This is a genomic window from Clostridium sp. UBA4548 (assembly GCF_002387895.1).
GTDB lineage: Bacteria > Bacillota > Clostridia > Clostridiales > Clostridiaceae > Clostridium_J.
This window is the reverse complement of sequence record NZ_DGLI01000025.1, coordinates 175901-201273: the sequence shown is the minus strand read 5'-3', so window position 1 is coordinate 201273 and position 25373 is coordinate 175901. Positions and strand designations below refer to the sequence as shown.

22 protein-coding genes and 1 riboswitch are annotated in these 25373 nt (G+C 29.7%); of the genes, 4 read left to right on the top strand and 18 right to left on the bottom strand.

The window, feature by feature from the left end:
• Positions 1-460 precede the first annotated feature (460 nt).
• Positions 461-555, top strand: a riboswitch (glycine riboswitch).
• Between the two features lie 363 nt (positions 556-918).
• On the top strand, positions 919-1950 hold the full coding sequence (locus B3040_RS10435; RefSeq protein ID WP_291572967.1) for a PTS sugar transporter subunit IIC: 1032 nt from the start codon (positions 919-921) through the stop codon (positions 1948-1950).
• A 92-nt stretch (positions 1951-2042) separates the two neighbouring features.
• Here the strand turns inward: B3040_RS10435 and B3040_RS10430 are convergent, their stop codons facing one another.
• From B3040_RS10430 to B3040_RS10365, 14 genes are all read right to left on the bottom strand, one after another.
• Entirely contained in the window at positions 2043-2798 is a 756-nt protein-coding gene (locus B3040_RS10430) for an alpha/beta fold hydrolase (RefSeq protein ID WP_291572965.1), read from the bottom strand.
• A 399-nt stretch (positions 2799-3197) separates the two neighbouring features.
• Complete coding sequence (locus tag B3040_RS10425) at positions 3198-4922, bottom strand: hypothetical protein (protein ID WP_291572964.1); 1725 nt, start codon at positions 4920-4922, stop codon at positions 3198-3200.
• Positions 4923-4924: 2 nt separating this feature from the next.
• Entirely contained in the window at positions 4925-5911 is a 987-nt protein-coding gene (locus tag B3040_RS10420; RefSeq protein ID WP_291572962.1) for a hypothetical protein, read from the bottom strand.
• A gap of 117 nt (positions 5912-6028) precedes the next feature.
• Positions 6029-7015, bottom strand: coding sequence for a helix-turn-helix transcriptional regulator (locus B3040_RS10415; protein ID WP_291572959.1), 987 nt, complete (start codon positions 7013-7015; stop codon positions 6029-6031).
• 765 nt (positions 7016-7780) lie between these two features.
• On the bottom strand, positions 7781-8734 hold the full coding sequence (gene mraY, locus B3040_RS10410) for a phospho-N-acetylmuramoyl-pentapeptide-transferase (protein ID WP_291572957.1): 954 nt from the start codon (positions 8732-8734) through the stop codon (positions 7781-7783).
• Positions 8735-9307: 573 nt separating this feature from the next.
• Positions 9308-10144 carry a hypothetical protein gene (locus B3040_RS10405; RefSeq protein ID WP_291572955.1) on the bottom strand — a complete coding sequence of 279 codons (837 nt, stop codon included), beginning with the start codon at positions 10142-10144 and terminating at the stop codon, positions 9308-9310.
• A 14-nt stretch (positions 10145-10158) separates the two neighbouring features.
• A complete protein-coding gene (locus B3040_RS10400) occupies positions 10159-10695 on the bottom strand; it encodes a zf-HC2 domain-containing protein (protein WP_291572952.1) in 537 nt (178 codons plus the stop codon).
• On the bottom strand, positions 10692-11180 hold the full coding sequence (locus tag B3040_RS10395; RefSeq protein WP_291572950.1) for an RNA polymerase sigma factor: 489 nt from the start codon (positions 11178-11180) through the stop codon (positions 10692-10694). The genes B3040_RS10400 and B3040_RS10395 overlap by 4 nt, the downstream gene beginning before the upstream one ends.
• A 459-nt stretch (positions 11181-11639) precedes the next feature.
• Positions 11640-12866: an alpha/beta hydrolase gene (locus tag B3040_RS10390; protein WP_291572948.1), complete on the bottom strand. Its 1227-nt coding sequence runs from the start codon at positions 12864-12866 to the stop codon at positions 11640-11642.
• Between the two features lie 318 nt (positions 12867-13184).
• Complete coding sequence (locus tag B3040_RS10385) at positions 13185-13880, bottom strand: zf-HC2 domain-containing protein (protein WP_291572946.1); 696 nt, start codon at positions 13878-13880, stop codon at positions 13185-13187.
• A complete protein-coding gene (locus B3040_RS10380; RefSeq protein WP_291572944.1) occupies positions 13880-14368 on the bottom strand; it encodes an RNA polymerase sigma factor in 489 nt (162 codons plus the stop codon). Before B3040_RS10380 ends, B3040_RS10385 begins: the two co-directional genes overlap by 1 nt.
• Positions 14369-15147: 779 nt before the next feature.
• The gene (locus tag B3040_RS10375; protein ID WP_291572943.1) at positions 15148-16452 is read right to left on the bottom strand and encodes a cell wall-binding repeat-containing protein; all 1305 of its coding nucleotides are present in this window, start codon (positions 16450-16452) and stop codon (positions 15148-15150) included.
• A gap of 331 nt (positions 16453-16783) precedes the next feature.
• Positions 16784-17602, bottom strand: coding sequence for a C40 family peptidase (locus tag B3040_RS10370; protein ID WP_291572941.1), 819 nt, complete (start codon positions 17600-17602; stop codon positions 16784-16786).
• 750 nt (positions 17603-18352) lie between these two features.
• Positions 18353-18862, bottom strand: coding sequence for an RrF2 family transcriptional regulator (locus tag B3040_RS10365; protein ID WP_291573107.1), 510 nt, complete (start codon positions 18860-18862; stop codon positions 18353-18355).
• Positions 18863-19154: 292 nt separating this feature from the next.
• Between B3040_RS10365 and B3040_RS10360 the strand changes: the two genes are divergently transcribed.
• The 3 genes from B3040_RS10360 to B3040_RS10350 all read left to right on the top strand — a co-directional run bounded on the left by B3040_RS10360 (position 19155) and on the right by B3040_RS10350 (position 21708).
• The gene (locus tag B3040_RS10360; RefSeq protein WP_291572938.1) at positions 19155-19532 is read left to right on the top strand and encodes a pyridoxamine 5'-phosphate oxidase family protein; all 378 of its coding nucleotides are present in this window, start codon (positions 19155-19157) and stop codon (positions 19530-19532) included.
• A gap of 507 nt (positions 19533-20039) precedes the next feature.
• On the top strand, positions 20040-20390 hold the full coding sequence (locus tag B3040_RS10355) for a PadR family transcriptional regulator (protein WP_291572934.1): 351 nt from the start codon (positions 20040-20042) through the stop codon (positions 20388-20390).
• Complete coding sequence (locus B3040_RS10350) at positions 20380-21708, top strand: FtsW/RodA/SpoVE family cell cycle protein (protein WP_291572931.1); 1329 nt, start codon at positions 20380-20382, stop codon at positions 21706-21708. Before B3040_RS10355 ends, B3040_RS10350 begins: the two co-directional genes overlap by 11 nt.
• Positions 21709-21900: 192 nt before the next feature.
• On the opposite strand, the gene B3040_RS10345 is transcribed toward B3040_RS10350, so the two are convergent.
• The 4 genes from B3040_RS10345 to B3040_RS10330 all read right to left on the bottom strand — a co-directional run bounded on the left by B3040_RS10345 (position 21901) and on the right by B3040_RS10330 (position 25205).
• Complete coding sequence (locus B3040_RS10345; RefSeq protein WP_291572929.1) at positions 21901-22767, bottom strand: SDR family oxidoreductase; 867 nt, start codon at positions 22765-22767, stop codon at positions 21901-21903.
• 320 nt (positions 22768-23087) lie between these two features.
• Positions 23088-23573 (bottom strand): GNAT family N-acetyltransferase, encoded by a 486-nt coding sequence (locus B3040_RS10340; protein ID WP_291572927.1) that lies wholly within the window; start codon positions 23571-23573, stop codon positions 23088-23090.
• A gap of 138 nt (positions 23574-23711) precedes the next feature.
• On the bottom strand, positions 23712-24269 hold the full coding sequence (locus B3040_RS10335) for a GNAT family N-acetyltransferase (RefSeq protein ID WP_291572924.1): 558 nt from the start codon (positions 24267-24269) through the stop codon (positions 23712-23714).
• A gap of 348 nt (positions 24270-24617) precedes the next feature.
• Complete coding sequence (locus B3040_RS10330; RefSeq protein WP_291572921.1) at positions 24618-25205, bottom strand: GNAT family N-acetyltransferase; 588 nt, start codon at positions 25203-25205, stop codon at positions 24618-24620.
• Positions 25206-25373: the final 168 nt, after the last annotated feature.

The window sequence follows — 25373 nt, the reverse complement described above, 5'->3', positions numbered from 1 at the left end:
TATTTAAGTATATCACGTCAAAAGGTAGTTAGAGTTAAATATATTTTCACACTCATTTTGGAGAGTTTGAATCTTATTATGAGTTAGAGTAAACCACTGAGAAAGAATGTCCTAGCATTTTAGTTGCTTGGATACTTTTTCTTAGTAGCTACTTAAATCTATTCATACTCCTAGATCTTATATCGAATCCTTTAATTTTAAAGCGAATTATTAACATATAAATACAAAATATATATTCTCAACATACTTCCCCCAAAACATGAAATCATTGAAGTAGCAAATGGTTATATTAGGTTTAATTAATAATTTCTATTAGTGTTCAGCAAATTCATATGGTAAAATAATACTATAAATCAATATATATGTAGATGATGGAGTACTGAAAAGTCGCTTGACACCGTAGGAGAAAGAAGTAACTGATCCGAATTACTTTGAAACTCTCAGGTAAATTACAGTTTCTTGATACAACTCTGGAGAGACTACAATTTGTAGCATCGAAGAAGTAATACGGTTTGTACCGTAAAATCTTTCAGATAAAAAGACAGAGAAAAGGGTAATTTTTTTATAATACCTTTTTCTCTGTCTTTTTATGCTTTCAAATCCTAAATCTATAGTTTGTATTAAACAACTTCCTAGAAGTTCTAGCTCTGTCATCTTCTACAAAATGCTGCTAAACAGCCTTCAAATTTCTAGACCTTAACAAGGTAATTTAGTATAACAAATTTCATATATTTTTAAAATTTACTTTTAAAGTTGCTCTACAAAATGAACTTGTTCATTATTTAATAATTATACAAATGACCCTGAAAAACAAAGCATTTTCTTAGATATTTAGGAACTATTTATGTAAGAGCTCAGCATAAATTGATAACTTTCTAAATCTTTAAATGCTTAAATTAAAATGAGGAGGAGTTAAAGATGGAAGTTTTAAAAGGTTTATTTACGTTAATGCTTGTATTAGTAATGTTTTATCTGTTTAGCACAAAGGCTTATAAGGGTGAAAAAGCCATGACTGGCTTAGCAGGAGCTGCTGTAGCAACCTTTCTGGTAGAAGCTATTTATAAATATATTTTAGGTGATGCTGTAGGCATTGCTTTCGCTGTAGAAATAGGGAAAGCCGCTGGTAGTGTAGCAGGAATTATTTGCGCAATACTTGTAATGTTAAAAATGGATGTTGAGTTTGATGTGGCTGCCGCTACTGGTGCTGCGGTGTTTGGCTTTGGAATATTACCTGGATTTGTAGCAGGCTATTTATTAGCCATAGTATATGACAAGCTAAAGAATAAATTAAATGATACTTTAAAGTTGATTTCTATATTGTTATTATTTGTGCCTTTAGCAAGACTTATAGCAGCATTAGTAAATCCAATAGTAACTAAGGCCCTTACAGAAATTGGCGTTACCATTGTGAATGCTACAACTATGTCCCCAATATTTATGGGTTTTGTGCTTGGCGGAATTATAACTGTAATAAGCACATCTCCACTTAGTTCAATGGCTCTAACTGCAATGTTAAGTTTAAAGGGACTTCCTATGGGAATTGGTTGTATAGCTTGCGTAGGTGGTGCTTTTGCTAATGGTATGATGTTCTTAAAAATTGGAATAAAAGATAAGTCTAAATTAGTTTCCTTAATGCTTGAACCATTAACCCAAGCTGACTTAGTTACTAAAAATTCAGGACCCTTATATACTGCAAGTTTTATAGGTGGAGGTTTAGCTGGAATTATAGCTGTACTTTTTAAAATCAAAGTAGATGCTCCTGGAACAGCCTCATCTATACCTGGATTCTTTACACCTTTTGCTTTTAATGACCCAATAGTAGTTGCAAAAACTCTGTTGTTTGCAATTATAGCAGGGATACTTGGGGGAATCATAAGCACTTATGCTTATAGCTTTGTTAAAGAGCTAAAATATAAAAAGAGTTTTCAAGCAACCACTAAAAACACTTAGTTTAGATAAGTATTTCATTTTATTAACTTAAGGCTCTTCTAAAAAAAGGGTTCATAATATAAGAGTTTTAATGGAACTCCAAGGGAGTTCCATTAATTTATAGCATTTGCAAAGAAACCTTCTAATAAGTCAAGGTAACTATCTGTATGAATTAAACTAATCTCTCCATGACCACTCTTCTCAATGACTTTTAAAAAACTGCCTTTTATAGTGTGGTGAAGTAGTTTTGCAGACTTTTTCATAACTGACAGTTCCTTCTCTCCAACCAGTATTAATGTTTTTGCTTTGGTATTACCTAATGTTGAAGGCAATGAATAATCACCATTACTTTTTGCAATATTGATTAGGGATTCTTTTGTCATTCGTGAACTGTCCATGTAATAGGCTTCAAATAATTCTTCAGGAACATTTAATGTTTTAGCCTGCAATTTTGCATACCATCTTTTTTTAATTAACCCATAACACAAATTGTACATTGGCACAGTTAATTTAGTTGCCATCTTCATCGGATAAACTAAAGCACTTTCTATAACTGCATGCTCTGTGATATCAGCTTCTCGCGATAATATTTCTACAACAATTTGAGCACCAATGGAAAGACCACAAACTGAAAAAACTTTTCCATTACAATTATTCTTTATATACTCAATAACCCCTTCTGCTGATTTTTCTATGCTTACAAAAGTGCTATTGCAATCATCACCGTGTCCGTCAATGATGGGTGTAATGATAAAATAATCCTTTTTTAGTGCTTCAATTTGCGGTTTTAATGACCACCAGGACAGTCCACCACCATGAAGAAAAATCATTACTGGCTTATCCTTATTTCCAAAATCTTTAAATATCATATCTACCCTCCACATATCCAAAATCTCATGAGCAATTCTATTTAAATATCCACATACACAAATTATAACATTTATATCAAGCTAATATATTATGCTGCTATATGATTTTTCCCTATTACTCATTCCCCTCTATCAATGAGTTCTACACCCTAATTAAATTCCTTCTTTTCTCCCTTTTATATTAAATTTCTTAAGATCTTCCCCACCCTACTAAGTCAAACTATATATCAAAGCTATCCTCTGACTTTTCATTATTATTAAAAATACTAAACATACTTTTACAGCTTTCTATTTTTAAGGGAAACTAATTTGAATATCACTCCTTGGCAAAGAATAATCTAGTAATTACTCTGGTTCAACACTATTAAATAAATTCCTAGTTTAACCTTATTTTTCACTTTAAAACTGTATTAATCTTCTGCTAGAATTTCTGTTACCATTTTTTATACAACTATCACTGTCGATATTAAAGATTTCTTTAATTTTAATGGAATTGGCTAACACTTTATAACTATCATCATTATCCAATGCTTTTTGTAATTCACTCTTGATATCCTTAAATATATTGACTTGCTCTTCTAGTAAACTTATAGTTAACTCAACAAACTCTGTTGTATTTTCGTGAATCTCTTTAATTCTTAAGTTAAAGACTTCTTTAATTCTTTCAAATCTTTGAGTCTTTTTAACATTAAATAAGTCCATTTTATCTATAAGATATCCAACTAAAGCTACTAACACTCCCATTATTATCGGCTTTACAATCTTTATGTAATTATTTAGAAAGGGTACCTTGTTTATGAACCCTTCTACTAAATCCCCACAGCATAATATAACTGTTGAAGATATTAATTTTACTATTGAGTCAGCTTTCATTTGCCAACTTATTTCGCTCTCAGGTAATGATAGAATCTTTATTGCTCTAATTATAGAATTTATTCCTTTAACTACTATCTTTGCAATAGATGCTATTACACCTGCAAATAAATTTATTAAACCTTTTATAATACTTATGATTAAATTCTTTGTAAACTCAAAAATGCTATTGGATACAATACCCTTTAATCTACTTAAAATAAACTTTCCAATCCTTTTAATTCTATAAGCAAATGCTGAGGTATTTGTAACTGTATTTGTGTTATGCTTAATTCCATTTCTAATAGAATCAGTTATTTCATAGAAACTTGCTTTCATAAAACAAATTAAAATATCTGCTGAAATACCACCTACTGCGTATTTCCCATTGTCTTTAAAACTCTTAGTTGCAATTTTACTTGTTATTTCCTTCCTCTTCTCAGCATTTTTTATATTCCTAACAACTACCTCATTTTGCTTCCTTTCTAATGCATTAACAGCTATCTTCTCTAAATTCAACATTGTTTCTTTAGTTTTATCATCTAATGTCTTTGCTTTAGCTTTATTTGAATTTACGAATTCTGTATTAGTGTCATCTCTTTTACTTCTATTTATATTTCTTTCAGAATACGCTAGGTTCTCATTAATATTTGCTATTTCCCTAATATCTTTATCATCCAAAGCAATATTATCTTTTAAATCATCGAAAATTTCCTTTAAAGGCTTAATATGATCAACTTCAGTAACTCTGCTATTTATATCGTTTGAACCTTTTCTGTTTGCTTGATTTTCATTTTCATATATGCGTCTATTTGTATAATCAGAATGGATATATTGCTTGTCTTTAAATCGCTTTTCCTTTTCCTTTTCTCTATAAGATGTATTATCTATCTTTCTTCTAACATTTTCATTATATGTTCTATTGCTTGTAAATTCTAAATCAGCTGATAGTTCTGAACAACCTGCATATCCAAACTTTTCATATGAAAAGTCACTAAACTCTAATGCTATTCTTTCTGCGGTAAGTCCGCACCTACTAAGATTCTTAAAATATTTTATATTAGTTTCAATTGAAAGTGAGTCAATAATAGAAATAATAGCAGGAGCAACAAAACCTTTTATTACTCCTTCCTTGCCACAGAACTCCTCGCTAATCTCATCCATTAACTTTTCTGCAGATTGTTTATTATAAAATTCCAAAGCTTGTACAGTTTCCGGCATATCTAGTGGCGAACAATTTTTTAATACCTCAATCCATTTTTTATCATTCATTCCTAAGCCCCCATTCCCATACGCATACGCTTGAATTTATAGCACTTGTTATTTAGTCTTTCAACTTCTGAAGTTACTATTTGATTATTTTTTATATAAGATTTCATTGCCATTTCTTTCAACACAATACAACAATTTAAACATGCATCATAATAATTTCTAATATCTTCTGGCAATAACTCTAAATCTAATTTCTTTGATCCATCTCTTCTATATAAGGATAAGTTATTTTTGTCTAAATTCTCAAACTTTTCTTCAAATCTCTCAATTAACTTTAAGGTGATATCATTCATATCTTCAAAATATGTACCAATATTATTCAATGAACAAGAAACAATTTCGATTCTACTGCTTTCTGCAAATATTTTCTCAACCTCTAAATTAACTTTTTTCTCAAATTCATATGCACTTTGCAATGATTCTTTTGCATTTTTTCTCATCTTCAAAATTGTATATGCTGGAGAAATAAAAACTGAAAAAGTAATATTCATTTTACTTAATTGATTAACAACAACACTTCTACATGGAAGATACTCACTTTTAAGTTCTTTAATACTAATATTCTTATTCATATCAAATTTTGATTTTATACTTACATCATCTATCTTATTTGCTATATTCACAAACCTAGGTAATATTTCTTCAAATATCCTTACTTTAAAATCATTTATTCTTGATATGTTAGAATTAATAGATTCTTCTACTCTTTTTGCTGTATTGTTATATCTTTCTATACTTAACTCATATTTTTTTACTTGCTTATCATAAATTATATTTGCTTCATTAATCTTATCCTGTCCAGTTAACTGCTCTACTCCTTCCCCCATTAAATCAACAAATTCTTTGCCTGTCTGGACAATTCCCTCCTTAGCTTCTACAGATGCTTCCTTAAATATATCTGCAACACCTATAACTTTGACTTTAGCATCAAAAAGCTTATCCTCTATGCCCCACATTAAATCGTATTTTATCCAATCTTTAAATCCCATATTTACCTCCTAGTATATAATTACCATCAGTCAAACACTAAATATATTATTTAAATGTAAATTCTTATTTATAATTCTTGCTTTCTTATAAATAACATTTTTTCTGTAAATTTTAAATCATGTATATACTCTTCTAATTCTTTCAATAGTTTCCACCATTTCTTTCCTAAATTTATCAGAGCCAATAACTTCTACAGAATCCCCCTGGCTGAGTAACCACATTTTTATACCTTTCCCAAATGATTTTGCCTCTACTAGGTATTCTCCTTGTTCTTCCTTTATTATTTCAGCATTAGGCAGCCTATCCAAAACTGCTTCAATGGATCTACCCGTAAACTTAAACTTAACTCTTTCTAGTTCTCCTGTTTGCATGAATTGAATTAACTTTCTAAACTCACCATCTTGAAATCTTTTACTATAATCTACTTTATAGTTTTTATCAGTGGAAACTAGATCTCTAATTCTATCTACCCTATAAATAGCAGGATATTCATAGCTTTTTCCTTCAATAAAAGCTATGAGATAAAAATAATACTCTGAAAATAGCAAGCCTTGTGGGTAAATATTTCTTTTAGAAACTTCTTCTTGTAATTCCCCATCAGTACCCATTTTATAATATCCAATACTCAATATTTTCTGTTCTTTTATAGCATTGCTTATTTGCCATAACTTATCTAAAAGCTCCTTACTATGTTTTGGTGGAGTATAGTTAACTAATTCATTTCCAATAATTCTTTTAATATTATCCTTATCTTCGCTAATACAATTATCAAGAAGCTTGTCTAACATATCTCTTAGCTCAGTCTTTATAAAACCTCTACTTTCTAGAAGAACTTTAGATATAGCTAAAACTTCCTTTTCATTAAGATTTTTCTCATGATTGCCTTTAAGAATATATCCTCCTTTTGCTTTATCAGCTATGACTTTCTCGCCGATTAACTCACCATCAGGATTTTCAACAAACTTTTTAATATCTTGTATATATCTATAAAAAGTTCTTTCATTAATATTAAATTTGTCTACTATGTCATTCTTTCTAACTATTTTACCTTCAAGTAGCCTATTATAAATATATAACAATGCTTCTGCTTTAAATCTCTCCATATGAAAAATTTTACTCCTTTAGAAAATATAACTTGTTTGTTTTTCTACATTTATCGCATAATTCCTCTTTTTTCCCTAACTTATATACTTACATTGTGTAAGTTATGTCTCTATTATAAACTGGATTAATGACACTGACTGTCACTACAAAATAAAAATTACTAACTTTTTAGAAGCAAAAAGACCTGTAATTAAAAATTTAAATTCCTTAATTAGCGGTCAGCTTAAATCCTATTCAATTACAACTTCTTTCTCAATCATACCAAGTAAGCTTATACTAATATTTCTCCTTCGAATACTGTAAAAATCTACTTATGAGTGCCTGTATGCTTGCCTTCATTTTTTACTTGTGTTTTAACTACTATTGGCAATCCTGTTTCAATTCTACTTCTGCTTTAACTATAAGTATCAATCCAGTGGCTTAGGTTAGTTAAATTTAAACTGTGATACATTCCAATGTATACAATTCTCTCCTCTATGCCCAAGAAAGCTATTTAGTCATCATAATCTACTATAACCCACTATGCGATCTTTTCAAAATCGCCATATAACCCTGTAATAATATATCTATAACTTTGATTACTTTCTCTTAAAATAAAAAAAGACAATCAATAACTAATGCCTGTACATATTAAAAGCTTAGCTATAAATTGTCTATCTATTATTTGTTTTAAATTCTATGAGTATTAAAATAATCCACCAAGAAAAGTTGTCTTCGAACTTCTAACCTATACTTATCATGTCCCTTATTTTATATTTTAAAATTTAATATGATAAAAATGCTATAAGGCATAAAATTGTTGTTACAATTGATGCTAAGGTAACTATCTTGGCTTCATGCCAACCGTTTAATTCAAAGGAGTGATGAATTGGTGCCATCTTAAATACACGTTTTCTAAACAATTTAAAGGATATGGTTTGTATTATTACTGATAAGGTTTCTATAATATAAATTGCTCCAACAATAGCGATTATTAAAGGGTTTTTAAGTATTATAGCTATGGTTGCTATAGCTCCACCTAAAGCTAGGGATCCCGTATCGCCCATAATTATTTTGGCTGGATATGAATTATATCTTAAGAACCCTAACAAGGCTCCTGACAAGGCACCACAAAATACTGATAAGGAATAATATCCCATGCTAAAACTCAATGTCGTAAAAAATGTCATTATAAGTAAGGTTACTGAAGTTGCAAGTCCGTCTAAACCATCAGTTAAATTTACTGCATTAGTTGTGGCTACATAATAAAATATGATAAAGGGAATATAAAGTATTTTTAGATTAAGTACTTTTTTTGTGAAAGGAATTACAATTGATGATCCAATTGTGGCATCACCATAAGCATAAAAAGCAAAAATACTTGATACAAAAAGTAATAGGATGATCTTTTGTGGTGGAGTTAACCCTTCATTATCTTTATGTATTTTCTTTAAATAGTCATCAATTAAACCTATAGAACCAAAAGCTATAATTGCATATATTACAACCTTAACTTCATTAGTATATTGCCTTGAATAAAGTAACATTGTAGTTATAGTTGAAAAGGCAAATATAATACCTCCAAATGTAGGTGTACCAGATTTTTTAATATGACTCTGTGGCCCTTCTTTTCTTATGTTCTGTCCAAGTTTAAGCCTCTTAAAAAGCGGAATAATAAGCCAACCAGTAAATAAAGATATAAAAAAACTTAAGAGCACTGAATAAATAATAATAACCATAAAATCCCTCTTTGCTGTTTTTATATTTAAATTCATACTCATGAATTTATTGCAATAAGCATTATTTGAAATAATTAGTAAGATTAGCTTAACTTTACATCACTTAAATTTCTAGATCTAGTGTACTCTCTAGTGAATATTTTATTGTTTGCATTGCCTGTCCTTATCTTCAATGCAAGTAAGCAGTTGCTACAGCTGTTTCAAATGCATATCTTACTTATAATGTTAATATATTAATTTGAATGACGCTATGACAATGTATAAATATCAAAATTACTTGAAAAGTATATAATATTAACTTGAATAAAATTCAATTATTTTGCTTATTATGCTTATGAGAATATGAGAGGTAGAAATTGAAAGTGAATTTACAATAGATTAAAGAAATATATGTAAAGATTAATCATAAGTTATCGTCATATAAAATCAAAATTTAAAAGAGCAAAACTCTTAATATTTTGCTCCTTTAAGTTCTTATATCAACTTTTCATTAAATATATTATCTAAGTTCACTTTTTTTGCTCTGTATATAATGAGTATAAATACCTTCTACCCACTAAATTATTTGCAAATTCAATTGTTTAACTGATTTGTACTTCTTCTCTTTTCGAAAAAGCTTATAAACAACCCCACAGCTAATGTAATTAAAAAACCACTGAGGATGTAAGCTCCTCGTAAAAGAGTATTCTTAGCTATACGCTTTTTTAGCTCCTCTTTTAATCTTTCATCATAATGAGCATTAACACTATTAAACTGCTCTCTACTAAGATTAAGCTGGTTCTCTTCTAGCTTCATAGAATAAATTAAACCAGCATTCTCCCCCACTTTATTAAATCTAAAGTGAACTCCTCTAGGTTTATACCCTTCACTTATAATATGTTCCTTAATTAAAAATGTCCTATCTAAAAACTCTTTTTGGGTTATTCCACTGCCTTGAAGTTCAATTATAATTTCAGGCTTTTCCTCTATTTCTTTAGTATATTCCATGTTCATTGGGTATTTTCCACCCTTTATTTCAAATTTTACAGCTATATTACTTATATCAGAAACTTTATCCTTTAAATCTTTATATATAAATCCCCTTAATTCCTCACCCATTCTCCTTGAAAACCTAGGGTTAATTATCTCAGCATTGTAATAGCCATCATAATAACTGCCATCCTCTAACTTTTCAATAGAATATTCAATTCCTTCCTTTTTTAATTTCACAGTTGTATTATAGTTCTTAATTCTGCTATTATATTGAATTTTTACGATGTCCAAATTTTTGTCACCATAGTTAGTTGAAAGATAACTCTGAATTTCTTTCTTAACAAAATACTTACTAATTGGATTGCCGTTAAATTCATTATAGATAAATCCTACTAACCCAATTAACCCAACTAGTATAAAAATAAATACCTTTTTCATCACTACCCCACCTCTTATTTGTAAAACCATATTTTTTTAATACAATAGCCAATAATTGTTCCTGCTAGAGTAAGAGCGCCATGCAAAAATGCCAAAATTAATATTGGTATTCCCTCTTGCAGGAAAATCACACTTCCTAAAAAATAAATAACTGTGACTATAACTGGTGGTAACCAAATTCTTTTTACAACCCCATAAGTTGCCACCCCTAACAAAGGATAAATTAAAATGGATTGAAAAGCCCTTTCTCCCTGTAAGAGAAACAAAGCTAGCAATGCTCCAAAAACAACTGAGATAATTCTTATATTCAGTAGTTTATACTTAATGCTTTTTATTATCTTGTTATCTCTCTCTAAAACTGGCATCTCCTTTAATTCAGCAGCATTGCTTAATTCAATACCATCATCTTTTAATTCTTCTAAATATTTATTGCACTGAGCACAATGTGAAATGTGATTTTCAATAAGTTCATTACTTTCCTTACAGGTTAATCCATCTACGTATAAAGCTAATAAATCCTTGATAATTCCACAGTTAATATCTTTGATCACAGCTCTATCTCCTTTCTCAACTTTATCTTTGTTCTATGAAAAGTTACTCTTGCCCAACTTTCGCTTTTACCTAGGATTTCTCCAATATCCTTAAAACTTAAGTCCCCACTAATTCTTAAAAGTACTACTTGTTTACACTCAAGATCTAACTTATTAATTTCACAAAAGATTTCTCTAAGAGTTTCTTTTTTCTCATAATTAGAATCTAAAGGTTCCTCAAAGCTTATATGATTATTTAATTCATCAATATGGCATAAATTATACTTCTTCTCTCTATTGTAATTTTTTAGATAGGTATTCCTTGCTATGCCGTAGAGCCAAGTAGAGATTTTACTTTCCCCTTTAAATTTACTTATGTTTTTAAAAGCTTGAAAAAAAGTCTCTTGAAGGAGCTCTTCTGCAACAGATAGGTTTCCAGTTAAGTAAACTAAATATTTATAAACTCCTTCACTATAAAGCTTGTACAACTCATCAAACTCCTTCATAGGCTCCCTCCCTTCAACTTCCTTACATCTATTAGTACCAACAATTACTATTTCGTTACAATAAAATGAAAAACACCTAAAGTTATTTTATATGACTTTCATACTAAACATAAATAAAAATCTAGAATAAGCCACTAAGAAAACTTCTCCAGAGCTTGAAGCTCCTTGAATATATTTCCTAGTGGCTCATTTGATAAACTTAATATTATAAGTTATTTTTATACTCTTTTTTCTATTTACAACTAAATGTACTTATTCGCATGACGTTTATAGCTATATACTTCTCTGCTATATTTTCTTTTTCCTTATTCAATTACTAGCTACCATTAATAACTATATCTTCTTCAACAATCTAAAATCTAACAGTATGCATAGTTCAATTAGTATACCATATAAAAACATAGAAATAAGTTAGGCAACTACTTACACATACATATAGTTTTTAGTTATTACCATGCATTAATTATTATCACCAATTAATGCAATCAGACCGTTTGCCAGAGTTTCTCCCCAGCATAAATAATCATGCCCACTATTAAATTCTTCATATTTGACTTCGTATCCCTTTGATTCTAGTACATCTCTTAATTTTTTATTAACACCAATCATATTATCTTTTGGTTCAAGAATTCCGACATTCAAGTAAAATTTAAGGGGTAACTTCTCTATTTTATTAAATTCAGTACTCATCCAACAAGCGCTTTGATATTCCTTAAATTCTTTTGGCTTGTACCAAAATGATCCTGATTGTGAAAGTACATTTCCAAAAACCTCTGAATGTTTTAGACCTAAATATGTCGCAGTAAGTCCACCTAAACTAAGACCTCCAATTATTCCATCTTTAGGTTCAGATGAGATATTGTGATTTTTTCTAAACCATGGAGTTAATTCACTGGCAATAATATCTGTAAAATCATCACTACAAGATAATTCCTCATATCTTGTATCAGTTGAATCAATAAATAATACAACTATTGGTGATATCCTTTTGTCTTCAATTAAGTTATCCAATACGTTTTTTGCTGAAAGCAGACTTAAATACTCATCACCATCAGTTAAAATTAGAAACTTATATGGTTTATTAGTTTTTTTATACCCATGTGGTGTATAGATTCTAATTCTACGATCTTTTTCTAACTTGTCACTATGAAAGTTATATTCCTCTATATTTCCTTTAAAAATATGTATCCTTTCTTTCACCCAGAAGTGTTCTTCTGCCTTAGGCATTACAACATAAGAAACCTTTTCTTCTTCGCCATCTTCTCCACTTAAAACCAAAAAATTCTTATTAAGTCTATCGTATACTAAATTATTTTCTCTCGTTTCCCACCCCTTATCACTATCAATAAGTGAATCATTTACAGAAATAGTATAATCAAAGCGTAGATTATTCTTTATTTTACATGTAATATACCATAAATTTGTATTTAATAATTTTTCCATTTTATATTCTAAGAACTTTTCCCATCCTATTGGAGGTATAAATATAACATTTCCAACTTCTTCATCTGCTCTATAAATGAATGTTACTAAGTCATTTTCTAAATCTCCTGATAGTTCTTCTATTAAAGGTGCACCATTTTTTTCTATATTACCCCAAAACTCTTCCAAAGCATTATTATTTCCTTGTTTAATATCCTCCTCTAATTTCAAAATTATTCTGCTCTTTATTAGCGATTTCTCCACAAAATCTCCCCCCATTTATTCCATATATTTAACAATTACAATTCACTAAATAATAGTCCATAATATCAATTCATTTTACCATATAATTACTGTAATAATATACCTGTAGATATAAATTACTTTTATCCTTAAATAAATTTACTGTTGCTCTTTATAAGAGCTTTTATATAAATGAAATCTCATAAATACATTTTAACTATTTTAACTTTATGCTATAATGGGCACACATCATTCTATAAAACAAATATTCTTTTAAAACTCATTACATCTTTAATCATAAATAATATAGGAATACTCATAGTATAACTTAAAAATAAATTAATTCGATTCAACTTCTCCATTTTTAATACGATACTCTAATTCTAAATCCTCATTAGCCTTAGGTATACTCATACCTTTTTTCCAAATCAGCACTCTATCACTCTCATCTTTTCCTTGAAAATATATTGCATTAGTTTCTTTAAAAACTGTATCATCAAGATTAATAACAAAACTTTGATCAAAGCAAATACCTTTTGAAGTTAGTGAATCGTCCTTTGATTTTTGACTAACAATTGTTGTTTTTAGCTGTATAATACTATCTGAAGTCCCCATAACTGGACTTACTGAAGCCCCACCGATAATGTAATCACCATTTACAGTAATACGACACTGAATGCGTCCATCACTAAATTCAGCGACCTCACTTATGTTTACCTCATTACTTTTAACTGGTGTACCGTGAATAATAAATAGTTGTTCATACACATTAATAGCTATAAAGAAAAATATAATTGCTAAAATAGACCCTAAAATTATGTTTTTTATTTTAACCTTTCTTAAAAAGCTTTGAAAATTCTTAACCTCTTTCGGTTCATTGCACTTAAGTTCTTCACTTAATAGCTTAAAGGTTTCTTCACATTCCTTACATTTATTAAGGTGATTTTTTATTGATTTATTGGTAAAATCATTTGTTAAATTTTCAATGTAGCTTGGTAATAAATCTTCTATAATCTCGCAATTTAAATCTTGCATCACGCTAACCTCCCTTTCAATAATTTTTTCTTAGCACGATAAAAAGTAACTCTAGCCCAAGTTTCACTTTGATTTAGAATATCCCCTATCTCAGCAAAACTTAACTCTCCAGTTAACCTTAGATAAACTACTTCCTTACTCTTAACATCTAAAGTATTTATCATCCGAAATAATTCAATTTTATCGCTGTTTTTAAGAACATCATTTTCAACATTTTGCTTGGATGGAAAATTAAGCAATGCTTCTTCATACTGTATATTTGTTATTTTACTCTGTTTTTCTAGCTGCTTGTACCATAAGTACTTAGCTATTTGGCATAGCCATACAGAAACCTTGCACTCTCCCCTAAAGTCATTTATAGTCTTCGATGCTTGATAAAAAGTTTCTTGTGTTAACTCTTCAGAAAGATGCTCATCACCAGTTAAGTAAAATAAGTATTTATAAACAGTTTGAGCATAGCTTAGGTAAATCTGTTCTATATCATCCATTATTCCACCTCCTATACAATAAGTGGTTGATTTCTCTATTTCGTTACAACGTATTTAAGAAATTCTTCAATAAAAGATATTAAAGACTAAGAATTAAGTTCAACTTCAATAATACTAGCTATATTAACAAATTCTACTTACTTCTGAAAAGGAACTACATATTATGTTAAAGATTAATCTGTAGCTTCATCTTTGATTTCTTCACTTAATAGAGGTGATAGTTCAGGGTTACATGGTAATAAATTTATTACTACCCCTTATATCTCTTAGTTCTTCAAGTACTTACTTTAATTGTATTTTAAGCTGAAGCACAATTAAAGTATTTCTAATAACTATCCCTAAAATTATTATTCAACTATTGTTTTTTCCTAGATCCTATTACACTAATAATTAATTAAATTTTGTAATGATTTTATTAAAACTTCTAGGTGTATTTATTTCAACTTAACCTATAAATTAAAGGGTTATTTGAGATTAAGACTTGAACGTAGAGAAAGCTTTAATCCAAAATAGTCTACAGATTAGTTAAGTTTAATTTTTATGATACATAAAAACAAGCCACTGAGAAATCTTTGCCAGAGCTTCCTAGCTCCTTAAATATATTTACTAGTGGCTGGTTTATTACTATAAAATCATAAAATATGTGTATAGTTCTTAGAATTGAAAGCTAAATAAGGTTTACCCCTTAGTAATTCTTTCAAAGCTTTGCCCTTCATCAATGGATAGTAAAATCTTATTCTCAATCACATTAATACTTAATCTATCTTAGTTATTTTATACTAACAATAATGTTTCATATCCTCATGACAACCTTTTAGTTTATTGCTATTTTTATGATGATGGTGCTTTGTCATAAGATGATGCATATCTTCCTCATGGTCTTTGTGGCACATATGATTCATGTGTTCCATCTGCTCCATACCTTCCATACCCATGTTCATCTTTGTCATCATCACTTTCATAAAATGATGAATAATCTCGTGGTCTTCATGATGTTTGTGATCCATTTCATGTTCTTCTTTCATTTTCATCATCATTTTTTTCATTTCAACTTCCATTATATGATGGTCAATAGAAAGAAATTTATTTATTTCTACTTGAGTACAATAAGAGATTTGCTCCACATCTCCAAGGATAAATCCATGCATAAATGGTGGTTTCGGCGTTTCTTTAGGTGAAAACTTAACAGCTTTTATATATTTTTCAACTATTTCAGGAATACAATCTTTTTTGATTAAAAGTAATGGTGTATGCTTGCCCATATGTGCAAAAACTACACCAGCAATAATTTCCATTGGATGATTTAGAGTTCCAAAGGTAAAAGCATGACCATCTTTGTAGTTTCTTCCCCATCCAAACTCTGTTTTACAATCCTTATAAGCTGCAAAATTTACTGCAATGCTATAAGGTGAGTCTCCAGAAATTCTTTTTACATTATTAACACAATCTAGTCTCTCCAAGGCCTTTTCAACTTCTTTTGATACAGTGTTAGTAGACCCTACAATGTACAGGTTCACATCTCCATGTTTCTTTATAGCTTCTAAGGTACACCTAGGTATGGTGTTTTTCTTTACGAATAAAATGGGATCTCCATGGTGAGCAGACCAATAAGTTGAAGCAATCCCCTCTGAATAATCTTCTCCAGACATGATAAGTATATTTTCAAACATATGTCTTGCCTTCAATACTTCGCAAGCCGTCTCATAATGATTGCACCCAGTTATATGATGTGTGCATATTCCCATGTAATCTAAGTCTTCTTTCACTTCCTTGCATATATTACCAACTAATATAACCTGAATCCCCATGTGACTTTCATGGTCTAGTTTTTTTATTTCAGTCAAAACTTCTTTGTTAATCTTATTTCCATCAGTGAATAAAATTGGCGCATTAATTGGAAAGTGAACTAGTGGAGTTGCTGCTATTCCATCAAAAATTTGGTTTTTATTTACCAAAATCACTACATTTGGTTCCATATCGCTAAAGGCGATTTTGTAGATTTCCAAGGCAGTATCAATAGAATTTTCACCACAAACTCTAGTAGTGTTTACCGTAAGTGGACAGCACATTTCATACTTTTCCATATTTTCCTCCGAATAAAATTCTCTATTATTATACTATGTAAGCTATATTGATTAGGTTTCATTATAAAGCAAAAAACGCCTTTAAATTCATGATGACGTTAATTTATAACTTGACTTGGCCACATAGGAAAATGTTTCGAAAAATATAGACTTACAATAATTACCACAAGCAAAGTTATACTGCCACTAGCTATGACTACTTCCTTAACTTAAGTCTTAAATTCTGCATTTTCATCTTATATCGGCGCTTAAAAACAAACAACTGGTAAAATCACTGTTTAAACATAAAAGAAGGTAGTCCCTAGTTATCTAGAGACTACCTTTTTACTATTTAATATGGATTTGTACATCTTCCATACTCATTAAAATGATATAGCTTATTTCCTATTGTGTAATCGCCAATTAACATACCACCATATGGACCGCCGTATTTAGCAGTATCATCATTTAAGTAGTACCAGTCACCATTGACATTTAACCATCCAGTCATCATTTTACATAATGATCCTTTGCTTGCATCGTCATTAAACCAATACCAATACCCGTCGATATAACGCCATTGGGTTGCAGCAGCTCCAAGTGATCCTTTGCTTGCATCATTATTTAACCAGTACCATTGGTTATTTTCAAGTAACCAACCAGTCTTTAATGAACCATCTGCATTATAATAGTAGTAAGTACCATTTGATAACACCCAGCCTGTTTTTTTTATTATTCTACGAGCTGAAGTATATGTTGATAATGTAGAAATCTTTACTACATCATTATCTTGTGGTGCATGAATATATTGGTTATTTCCAATATATATTCCAACGTGATAAGCAGGACTGCCCCAAAATACCAAATCTCCTGGCTGCAGATTCCCTTGTGCTACTGATGTTCCTGATGACGCTTGATCAGAAGCTACTCTAGGTAGATTAATTCCAAATTGACCATATACATATTTTGTATAGCCAGAACAGTCAAAAGTGCTTGGACCATTTCCGCCCCACTGATAAGGTACACCCAAATACTTCTTTGCTTCGGTTACTATATCTTGTCCAGTTACTGTAGCTGCTTCAGCTTTAACTGGATTAAATGAAACTAGTAAACAAACGGTAAATAGTAGACATATTCTTGTCAAAATGGACTTAAAATTGCTTTTTTTCATATTTTCTCCCCCTTTTGTTTTATTTATACATATTTTACAACATAATTCCATGTAAAGCAACATGTCTACGCAATTATTTTGTATTAATTATCAGTAAATCAATTTACATCAATTTAATAATTGTTTATCAACATTATTTTACCTACTTCGACACATTATTTTAGTTAATTACGTTGTATTTTGTTTAGGACTCTTAGATCAGCTATCACCATCTAGCTACCTATAAATTATTTTAGTCTGTATTTTCTTTATATACTTTGTTGATACATATCAACTTATCTTACTATTGTAATAAACTAAGTACCAGCCATCCTTTAGTTCACCTATTTCAACTCTATTATAAAGTTCAACATCTTTAGTATCATATTTATATGGATTTTTTCGACTTATTGGCTATAAAATTCTATGAAATATAGGCTATGCAATGATTTATGAAAATCCATATAGATATTTATTTCAACCTAGGTTTTAATTTAAAAGACTATTTTGGATTAATACCTGAACGTAGAGCAAGCTTTAATCCAAAATAGTTTACAGATTAGATGGTTTTATATTTTATGAGGTATGAAAATAAGCCCCTGAGAAAACTCTTCCAGAGCTTGGAGCTCCTTCATGTTTTCTTAGTGACTTTATCTTTTAGTAAGTATATTAAACTTTAAAGCATTCAAATAATGTAAATAAGTTGCTTTTTAAGAATGTTTCGACCTAATTAAGAAGCATCTTTTAATGTATAATTTATCATAAAATGTATTAAACTTGTTTTTGCTTAATACTATTAAACCACTGAATTGTTGCCTTTCTGTCTTTTTCAGGAATCTTATTATTTAACTGTTCATGTAACCATTGTAAAGTCTTGTTTCTTAAATATTGTCTCATTTGTTCTTCTGCTTCTAACATTACAACTTTAATTAAACAAGGACATTTTGTATGTGTATCAGGTAAATTATTCTTATCTAATAATAACTCATTTTGCCTTATCTCTGCACATTGAAATAAAGGAGAAGTTCCTTCTACTGCTTCAACTATATCCCAAAACGTAATGTTTTCAGGACTACGTGCTAAGGCATACCCGCCGTTAACACCTGGGATTGACTTAACAATTCCCGATTTTCTCAACTTTGTATATACTTTTGATAAGTATGTCTCTGACACACCTTGATATGTTGCTAAATCTTTAATTCCTACAGATTTTCCTGTTGGAATATCTACCATATATAATAAACAATGCAATGCATACTCTACTCCTATAGAAAATTGCAATAAACTCATCCCCTTACATAATAATATAATCTTCCGACAGAATACCTCATTATCTTTTATAAGTCAATATCTACTGAATAATATTATAGATAATATTTATCTATAATATGCTTATTTATTCTTGACTTTTAAGTATAGCGTATATATAATAATCGTAGATAACATGTATCTGCAATATATATTATATATACTATCTATTGTTTACATAATCCTTGTATATATTGTTTAAATTACCACAGATATAGTATCTAGTTCTTTTATATATTATTTAATACTTAGGAGGAAATATAGAATGCTTACAGAAAAATTTTATGATGTATTAAAACATGAAGGTGTAGTAACTGTAATATCATGGGGAGATTCCACTGAACCACATATTGCAAATACTTGGAACTCTTATTTAGTAGTTACTGATGATGAAAGGATTTTAATTCCTGCATATGGATTCCGTAAGACAGAAAAAAATGTAAATGTAAATAATAAAATTAAGATGACTTTAGGTAGCAAAGAAGTATTAGGCTACAAAGATTATCAAGGAACTGGCTTTGTAGTTGAAGGAACTGCAAAATATCTAACATCTGGTCCAGAATTTCAAATGATGAAAGAAAAATTCTCATTTTTATCTAGAGTGGTAGAGGTATCAGTTACATCTGCAAAGCAAGGTATTTAAATTACAATTAGAGTCTCTATCAAATCTGATAGAGACTCTTTTTTCTATCTTTCATAGGTAACTTTCCCTACAAACTAATTAGTTTATAGGACTCGTATAAAAAGATTATGCCTCTCTCGTGTCATAGTCACATTAATTTACTAGTTTGACTTTAAGTAAACTCTTCTTTACTAATCTTTCATTTGCATTTTACCATATAATTACTGCAACAATATATCTATCACTTCGGCTTCCGCGGAGTAAAAGTAAAACCCAATTTGCACTAAAGACTTAACATAATAGTAGCTTCATTAGCAACTTCTCACAAATAGAGCTTTCTAACTTTCATGTGCGTTTTGCTATTTTGCCTTATAACAAAACAAATTATATTAATAACCCCAGGGGGCGAACCATATTTATTTACTAGTTAAAAATTTTTCATAAACTATTGACATATGGTAAATATGTACTTAAAATTATACCTAGATAAACGATGCATATAATGTCTAGGTATAAAGGAGGTAAACTATGAAAATCAGTAAAGAACTATTAAAAGGAAGTACTACTACCCTTGTTTTGAGCTTGCTTAACAGCAGGCCCATGTATGGTTACGAAATTATAAAGGTTATTGATCTTAAATCTAATGGAGTTTTCAGTTTTAAGGAAGGGACCTTGTACCCTATACTCCATGCTCTTGAAGGAGAAGCTATGATCGAGTCCTATTGGAGTGAAAGTGAAGGAGGTAGGAAACGTAAATACTATAAAATTACCGAAAAAGGGAACCTTCATATGAAAGAGAAAAAACAGGAATGGTCCCTATTTTCTGGTGCTGTAGATAAAATTTTATGGGAGGAGGTTGCTATTGATTATGGAAAATAATAAGGTTAAGGATTATATAAATAAAGTTTGCATGCTTATAAAAAACAAGGATGTTCACTATGATATAAACCTAGAATTACAAGATCATATTGAAACTCTCAAAGAAGATTTCGTAAACTCTGGATTGTCTGAGGAAGAGGCAACTGAAAAGGCACTCTCACATATGGGGGACCCAAGTTTAATAGGAACACAGTTAAATAAAACTCATAAAGCAAAAATTGGATGGGGTGTTATAATACCTCTACTATGCTTTTCCCTCTTTGGACTTGTCACCATGTACTTTATCCAAAGCAAAGGAGCTGTGGCTGAAGCTGATTATATAAAAATGTTTCAGAAGAACCTTATATTTTATATCCTAGGAATTGGTTTAATCACAAGATTATACTTCTTTGATTACAGAAGAATTTTACCCTATTCAAAGAAAATTTACATCGGTACATTAGTGGTTTTAATTCTACAACTATTTTTTAATGTTCCTGTTAATGGCCATTACTATTTTTATATAGGATTTTTAACCATTGATTTAATGCCCTTTTGTTTATTATTTTTAGTGGTTTCTCTTGCGGGAATATTTGAAGGCTGGGATTGGAATAATCTTGTAGGATTTTTAAAAGCTCTAGGTCTAATTATAGTTCCTGGTTTACTCATAACTATAATTCCTGGTTATCTCACACTCACAGCCACTACTACCTACAGTTTTTTATATTTTATTGCTTGCATAACCTTAATGTTTATGTCTAAGGCCAAGATATCCCAAGTACTTTTTTGTATAATATCACCAGTTTTTAGTATTTTTATCTATACTTTATTTGAACCTTATAGATTAAGAAGATTTACAATATTCTTAGATCCTGCTAGTGACCCAACTAATAGTGGTTGGATTTATCTTCAACTAAAGAAAACCGTAGAAAGTGCAGGAGCCTTTGGAAATGGTTTCACTATGGAACCAAAGACTATTCCTGAACTTCATACCGATTTCGTTTTTACTTATATAGTCTATACCTTTGGTTGGATTGCCGCCGTGGCTATAATTACACTAATTATAATTTTCCTACTAAAAATAATAAGTGTAGCAAAGGTTACTAAAAATTCTTACGGAAAGCTCATAGTTTCTGGCTTTATAGCAATTTTAACTACAGAGTTTTTACTTAACATTGCAATGAATTTTGGAATTGCTCCTATCATGGGTATTAGTCTTCCTTTTATGAGCTTTGGTGGTTCCCAGTTACTCATTAATATGACTATAGTGGGGCTAATCCTAAGTGTGTACAGAAGAAAAGATCTAACTCACAATATGGTTAAAAAAGAAGCAATTTAACTTATTCTTCCTCAAAAGTTAACGCCTGCAAAATTGCAGGCGTTAACCTTCCATAGTCTTAACTTAATCTTTGGATTGACACTTAATAAAAATTTTGCGTCTCTAATTGTAGTAGGTTGTATGCTTACTTATGATTATACTACCGTTTTACTAAGTAATGTGACCCCATTGCTAATTAGATTTTCTTATTACTTAAACTCTAAATCCAAAATCTTTAATACATCTTTTAACAGCTTCTTCAGTATCTAAAAAAACAATGCCATTATTTTTAAGTTTTAAATTTGATATTCTTAAGTCTCTTTTTCTTTCTTTATATCTTTCTTCGTCCTTTATTAATATGTGGTTAACTTTATGTGATAAATCCATCTCTTCTAAAATAATTTTTGCTACATCATAAGTGCTTAGATTACTTTCACTGCCAGTATTGTAAATTCCAAAAGGTATTTCAAATATTTTATTGAAGTTTTTAAGCAAATCATATATATAAGTCATTCCCCTATACTCATTTGAGGGAACTCTCATCTTTTCCCCATTTAATAGTGCACGAGTAATATTCCATATAATATTAGCATTTACCCTACCACACTTTTCTGGAAAACTAAATAACCAATTAAATCTTAAAATCCATGCGTCTTCTGTAATTTTGCTGACCTCTTGTTCCCCAAGAAGCTTTTGCTTTCCATATACAGTATCTGGAACAGGTATTGTATTTTCGTCATATGGACCTTCCTCTAAGTTCCCGTTGTAAACTTGCTCAGAACTTATATGGATTAAATTAGCTCTTACTAAATCTGAAGCTTTTGCAATATTTTTACTTCCTGTTACATTTATTTCAAAAGAATACTCAGGATTTTTTTCACAAACCTGTGTATCCGCAATAGCCGCAGTATGAACTATAAACTTTGGATTAACTTCTTTAATTTTTGATATAACTTTTTTTTCATCTGCTATATTAAGTTCTTCCTTTGATAAGGAAATGATATCATACTTATCCTTATAATATTCATTAAATCTCGATGCAAAAAAACCTTTACCTCCAGTAATTAAAATCTTATCCATTGTTCATTTCCTCACTGATTTCTATATATTTTGTAATAATTCACAACTGGTATTATAGCATATAATTTACTTTATTTGTATTTTTTATTTGCAATCTTAGATAAGACGACCTAATTTATTTGAGCTTTTCTTTTAACCATTAAATCACCATCTTTAACATACTTTTAGTAAATTATATTGTAATAACTTTAAAATATGTGAAAATAGACTAAGCAGCAACCTATTAAATCATTATACTTTAAATTCTGCATTCTATAGTTACCAGATGATTTACAATCATACTTTTCACAATCTACTTAATACCATTTAATCATTGGTAACTATACTTCTAGGACATATTCATCTATATGATTTCTATACTCTCCGTAACTATTCAGTGAGCCACTGCTAATTTTTTCAAATCCAAGCCCTTCATGTAGTCTTTTAGATTCATTGTTTTCACTAGCAATGTTAGCAAATATCTTTTCATTAGTTATACCCCTCAAAATGCGTATGCCTTCTATAACAATTGCTTTTCCTACACCTTTTCTTCTTTTGGGAGGTGTTACCTCAAGTCCTTCAATGAGCCATTTATTATTACAAAATGGTGTCCTCCAGAACCTTGTAACCCCTATAATATTATTTTCCTCTTTAGCTATTATTGTGAGCTTATCTCCTGGTATCTTGTCAGAAAACCACTGTTCCCACCACTTCTCACACTCTTTAAAATTCTCTGGCTCTGAATAAGTTAGCACCTGGGATAATTGCTTAATTAGCTGCTTATTTATATCTTCATCAGTAATTTTTATAATTGATACTTCACTCATAATTCTACCTCTTAATTTCAATCTTAACTCTCATAAACTATTTCTCTTTCTTTAACTATTCCTATCCAAATAATAAAATTATATTTACTGTTGTTCTCTATAAAAGCTTTTGTATCAAAGAACCCCTTTAAATATATTTTAAAAGTTATAATTGTTCTTCTTATGAAAATGAGAAATTAATTTTGAGCATCTATTAGTAATTAATTCTTTATGGATTCTATACTTAATATTTTTACTGTTGTATTCCTCTATAGAAAATCCTACTTTATCCAGAATGCCTTGCATTCTTGTATTTAATTTACTTGTATAAGTGTAAATGTTATTTAAATTTTCACCTTCTACTTTCATTAAAAAATAGCATATCAACCGTGCTACTGTAAACCCATCCCCTTGATATTTAGGATTAATAATTAAGTCTTCTATACATATGGAATTATTTTCATAGTGTAAGCTATATGCTAAATAGCCCTTTAAAATATTATCATTACTCATCAAAATGTATCTTGTACCACTTTTTAACCTTAACTTAAAGTTTTCATACCACAAATTAAAATCTTCATCCTTTGAAGTATCAGACGGAATTATAGTAGTCATAGCTGTATAAGTTAGTTCAAAGATTTCATTTATAACCTTACCATCAGGCATTTTCTCACTGGGTATACTTACTTCTTTAGGGTATTCATCAAATAACAGCATTAAAAACCTCCTACATCTCTTTTTAAAGTTAACCTTAAACTTATATTAATAATATGTTTCTTCAAATTTTTAATGCTAGCTATCAAAAGTTTTATTTTATATGCTTTACTCAATTTAAAGCAAGGCAATTAAAATCTAAGACTTCACCGTACTGAAAGCTTTAGCTGTTAATTGCCTACTTATTAGTTGGGATAAAATTTCATGACACATAAAAATAACCACTGAGAAAACGCCTCTAGAGCTTGTAGCTCCTTGATGTTTTCTTAGTGGCTTTATCTTTTAGTAAGTATACTAAGTTTTAAAACATTCAAATACTGTAATTAAGTTACTTCTTAAGAAGACTCTGAACTACTTTGTCAATGTTAACTCATATAAGTTACACTCATGCACCCTTTTGAATGCTTTTTTAATAGTATCTTTATCTTTACCTATGTAATGAGCAAAACTACTACATATAAATAATTTATTAATTTTAGATTGTGCACTTATATCGCATTCATCACCTTCAGCATAAACATGGAGGTAAGATTCCTTCCAGCTAAATCCTCTATTTTTATACCAATGATTTACCCATTTATCATCTCTTGTCCATGCTTCAAGTTTCTTTATACCTTTGCTTTTCAGCCTATTTATTGCTTCATTTAGCAACAAGGTTGCAACGCCTAAGTTTCTAAATTCGGGTAAAACTGCTATATGCCATATAACGCCACCTAATTCATTTGAACTATAACAAACTGTTCCTTTTTCAATCTCATATTCTACATCTATTAAACCTATAATTTTATCATCAATCTCTGCCACTAACTCAACAGAAGGATTTTTATAGTGTTCTTTTTCACGCAGTACATTATCAAAATATGCACTATCTAAAAAGGATAGAATCCTACACCTTACCCATTGAGAATTATCAGTATCTATATATTCTCTTATTTTCACTTAAATCCCCCCCAAATACTTTGCTTCGCCTTGATTTACTCCTATACCACAATTCAAGAAAATTTTTATTAACTATTGACATCCTATACCTAAAACCTTTTTACAATGAAGGCACAAATATATAACATTCACATCCAATAGTTCATTATTTTTTTCTATGGTGGTCAT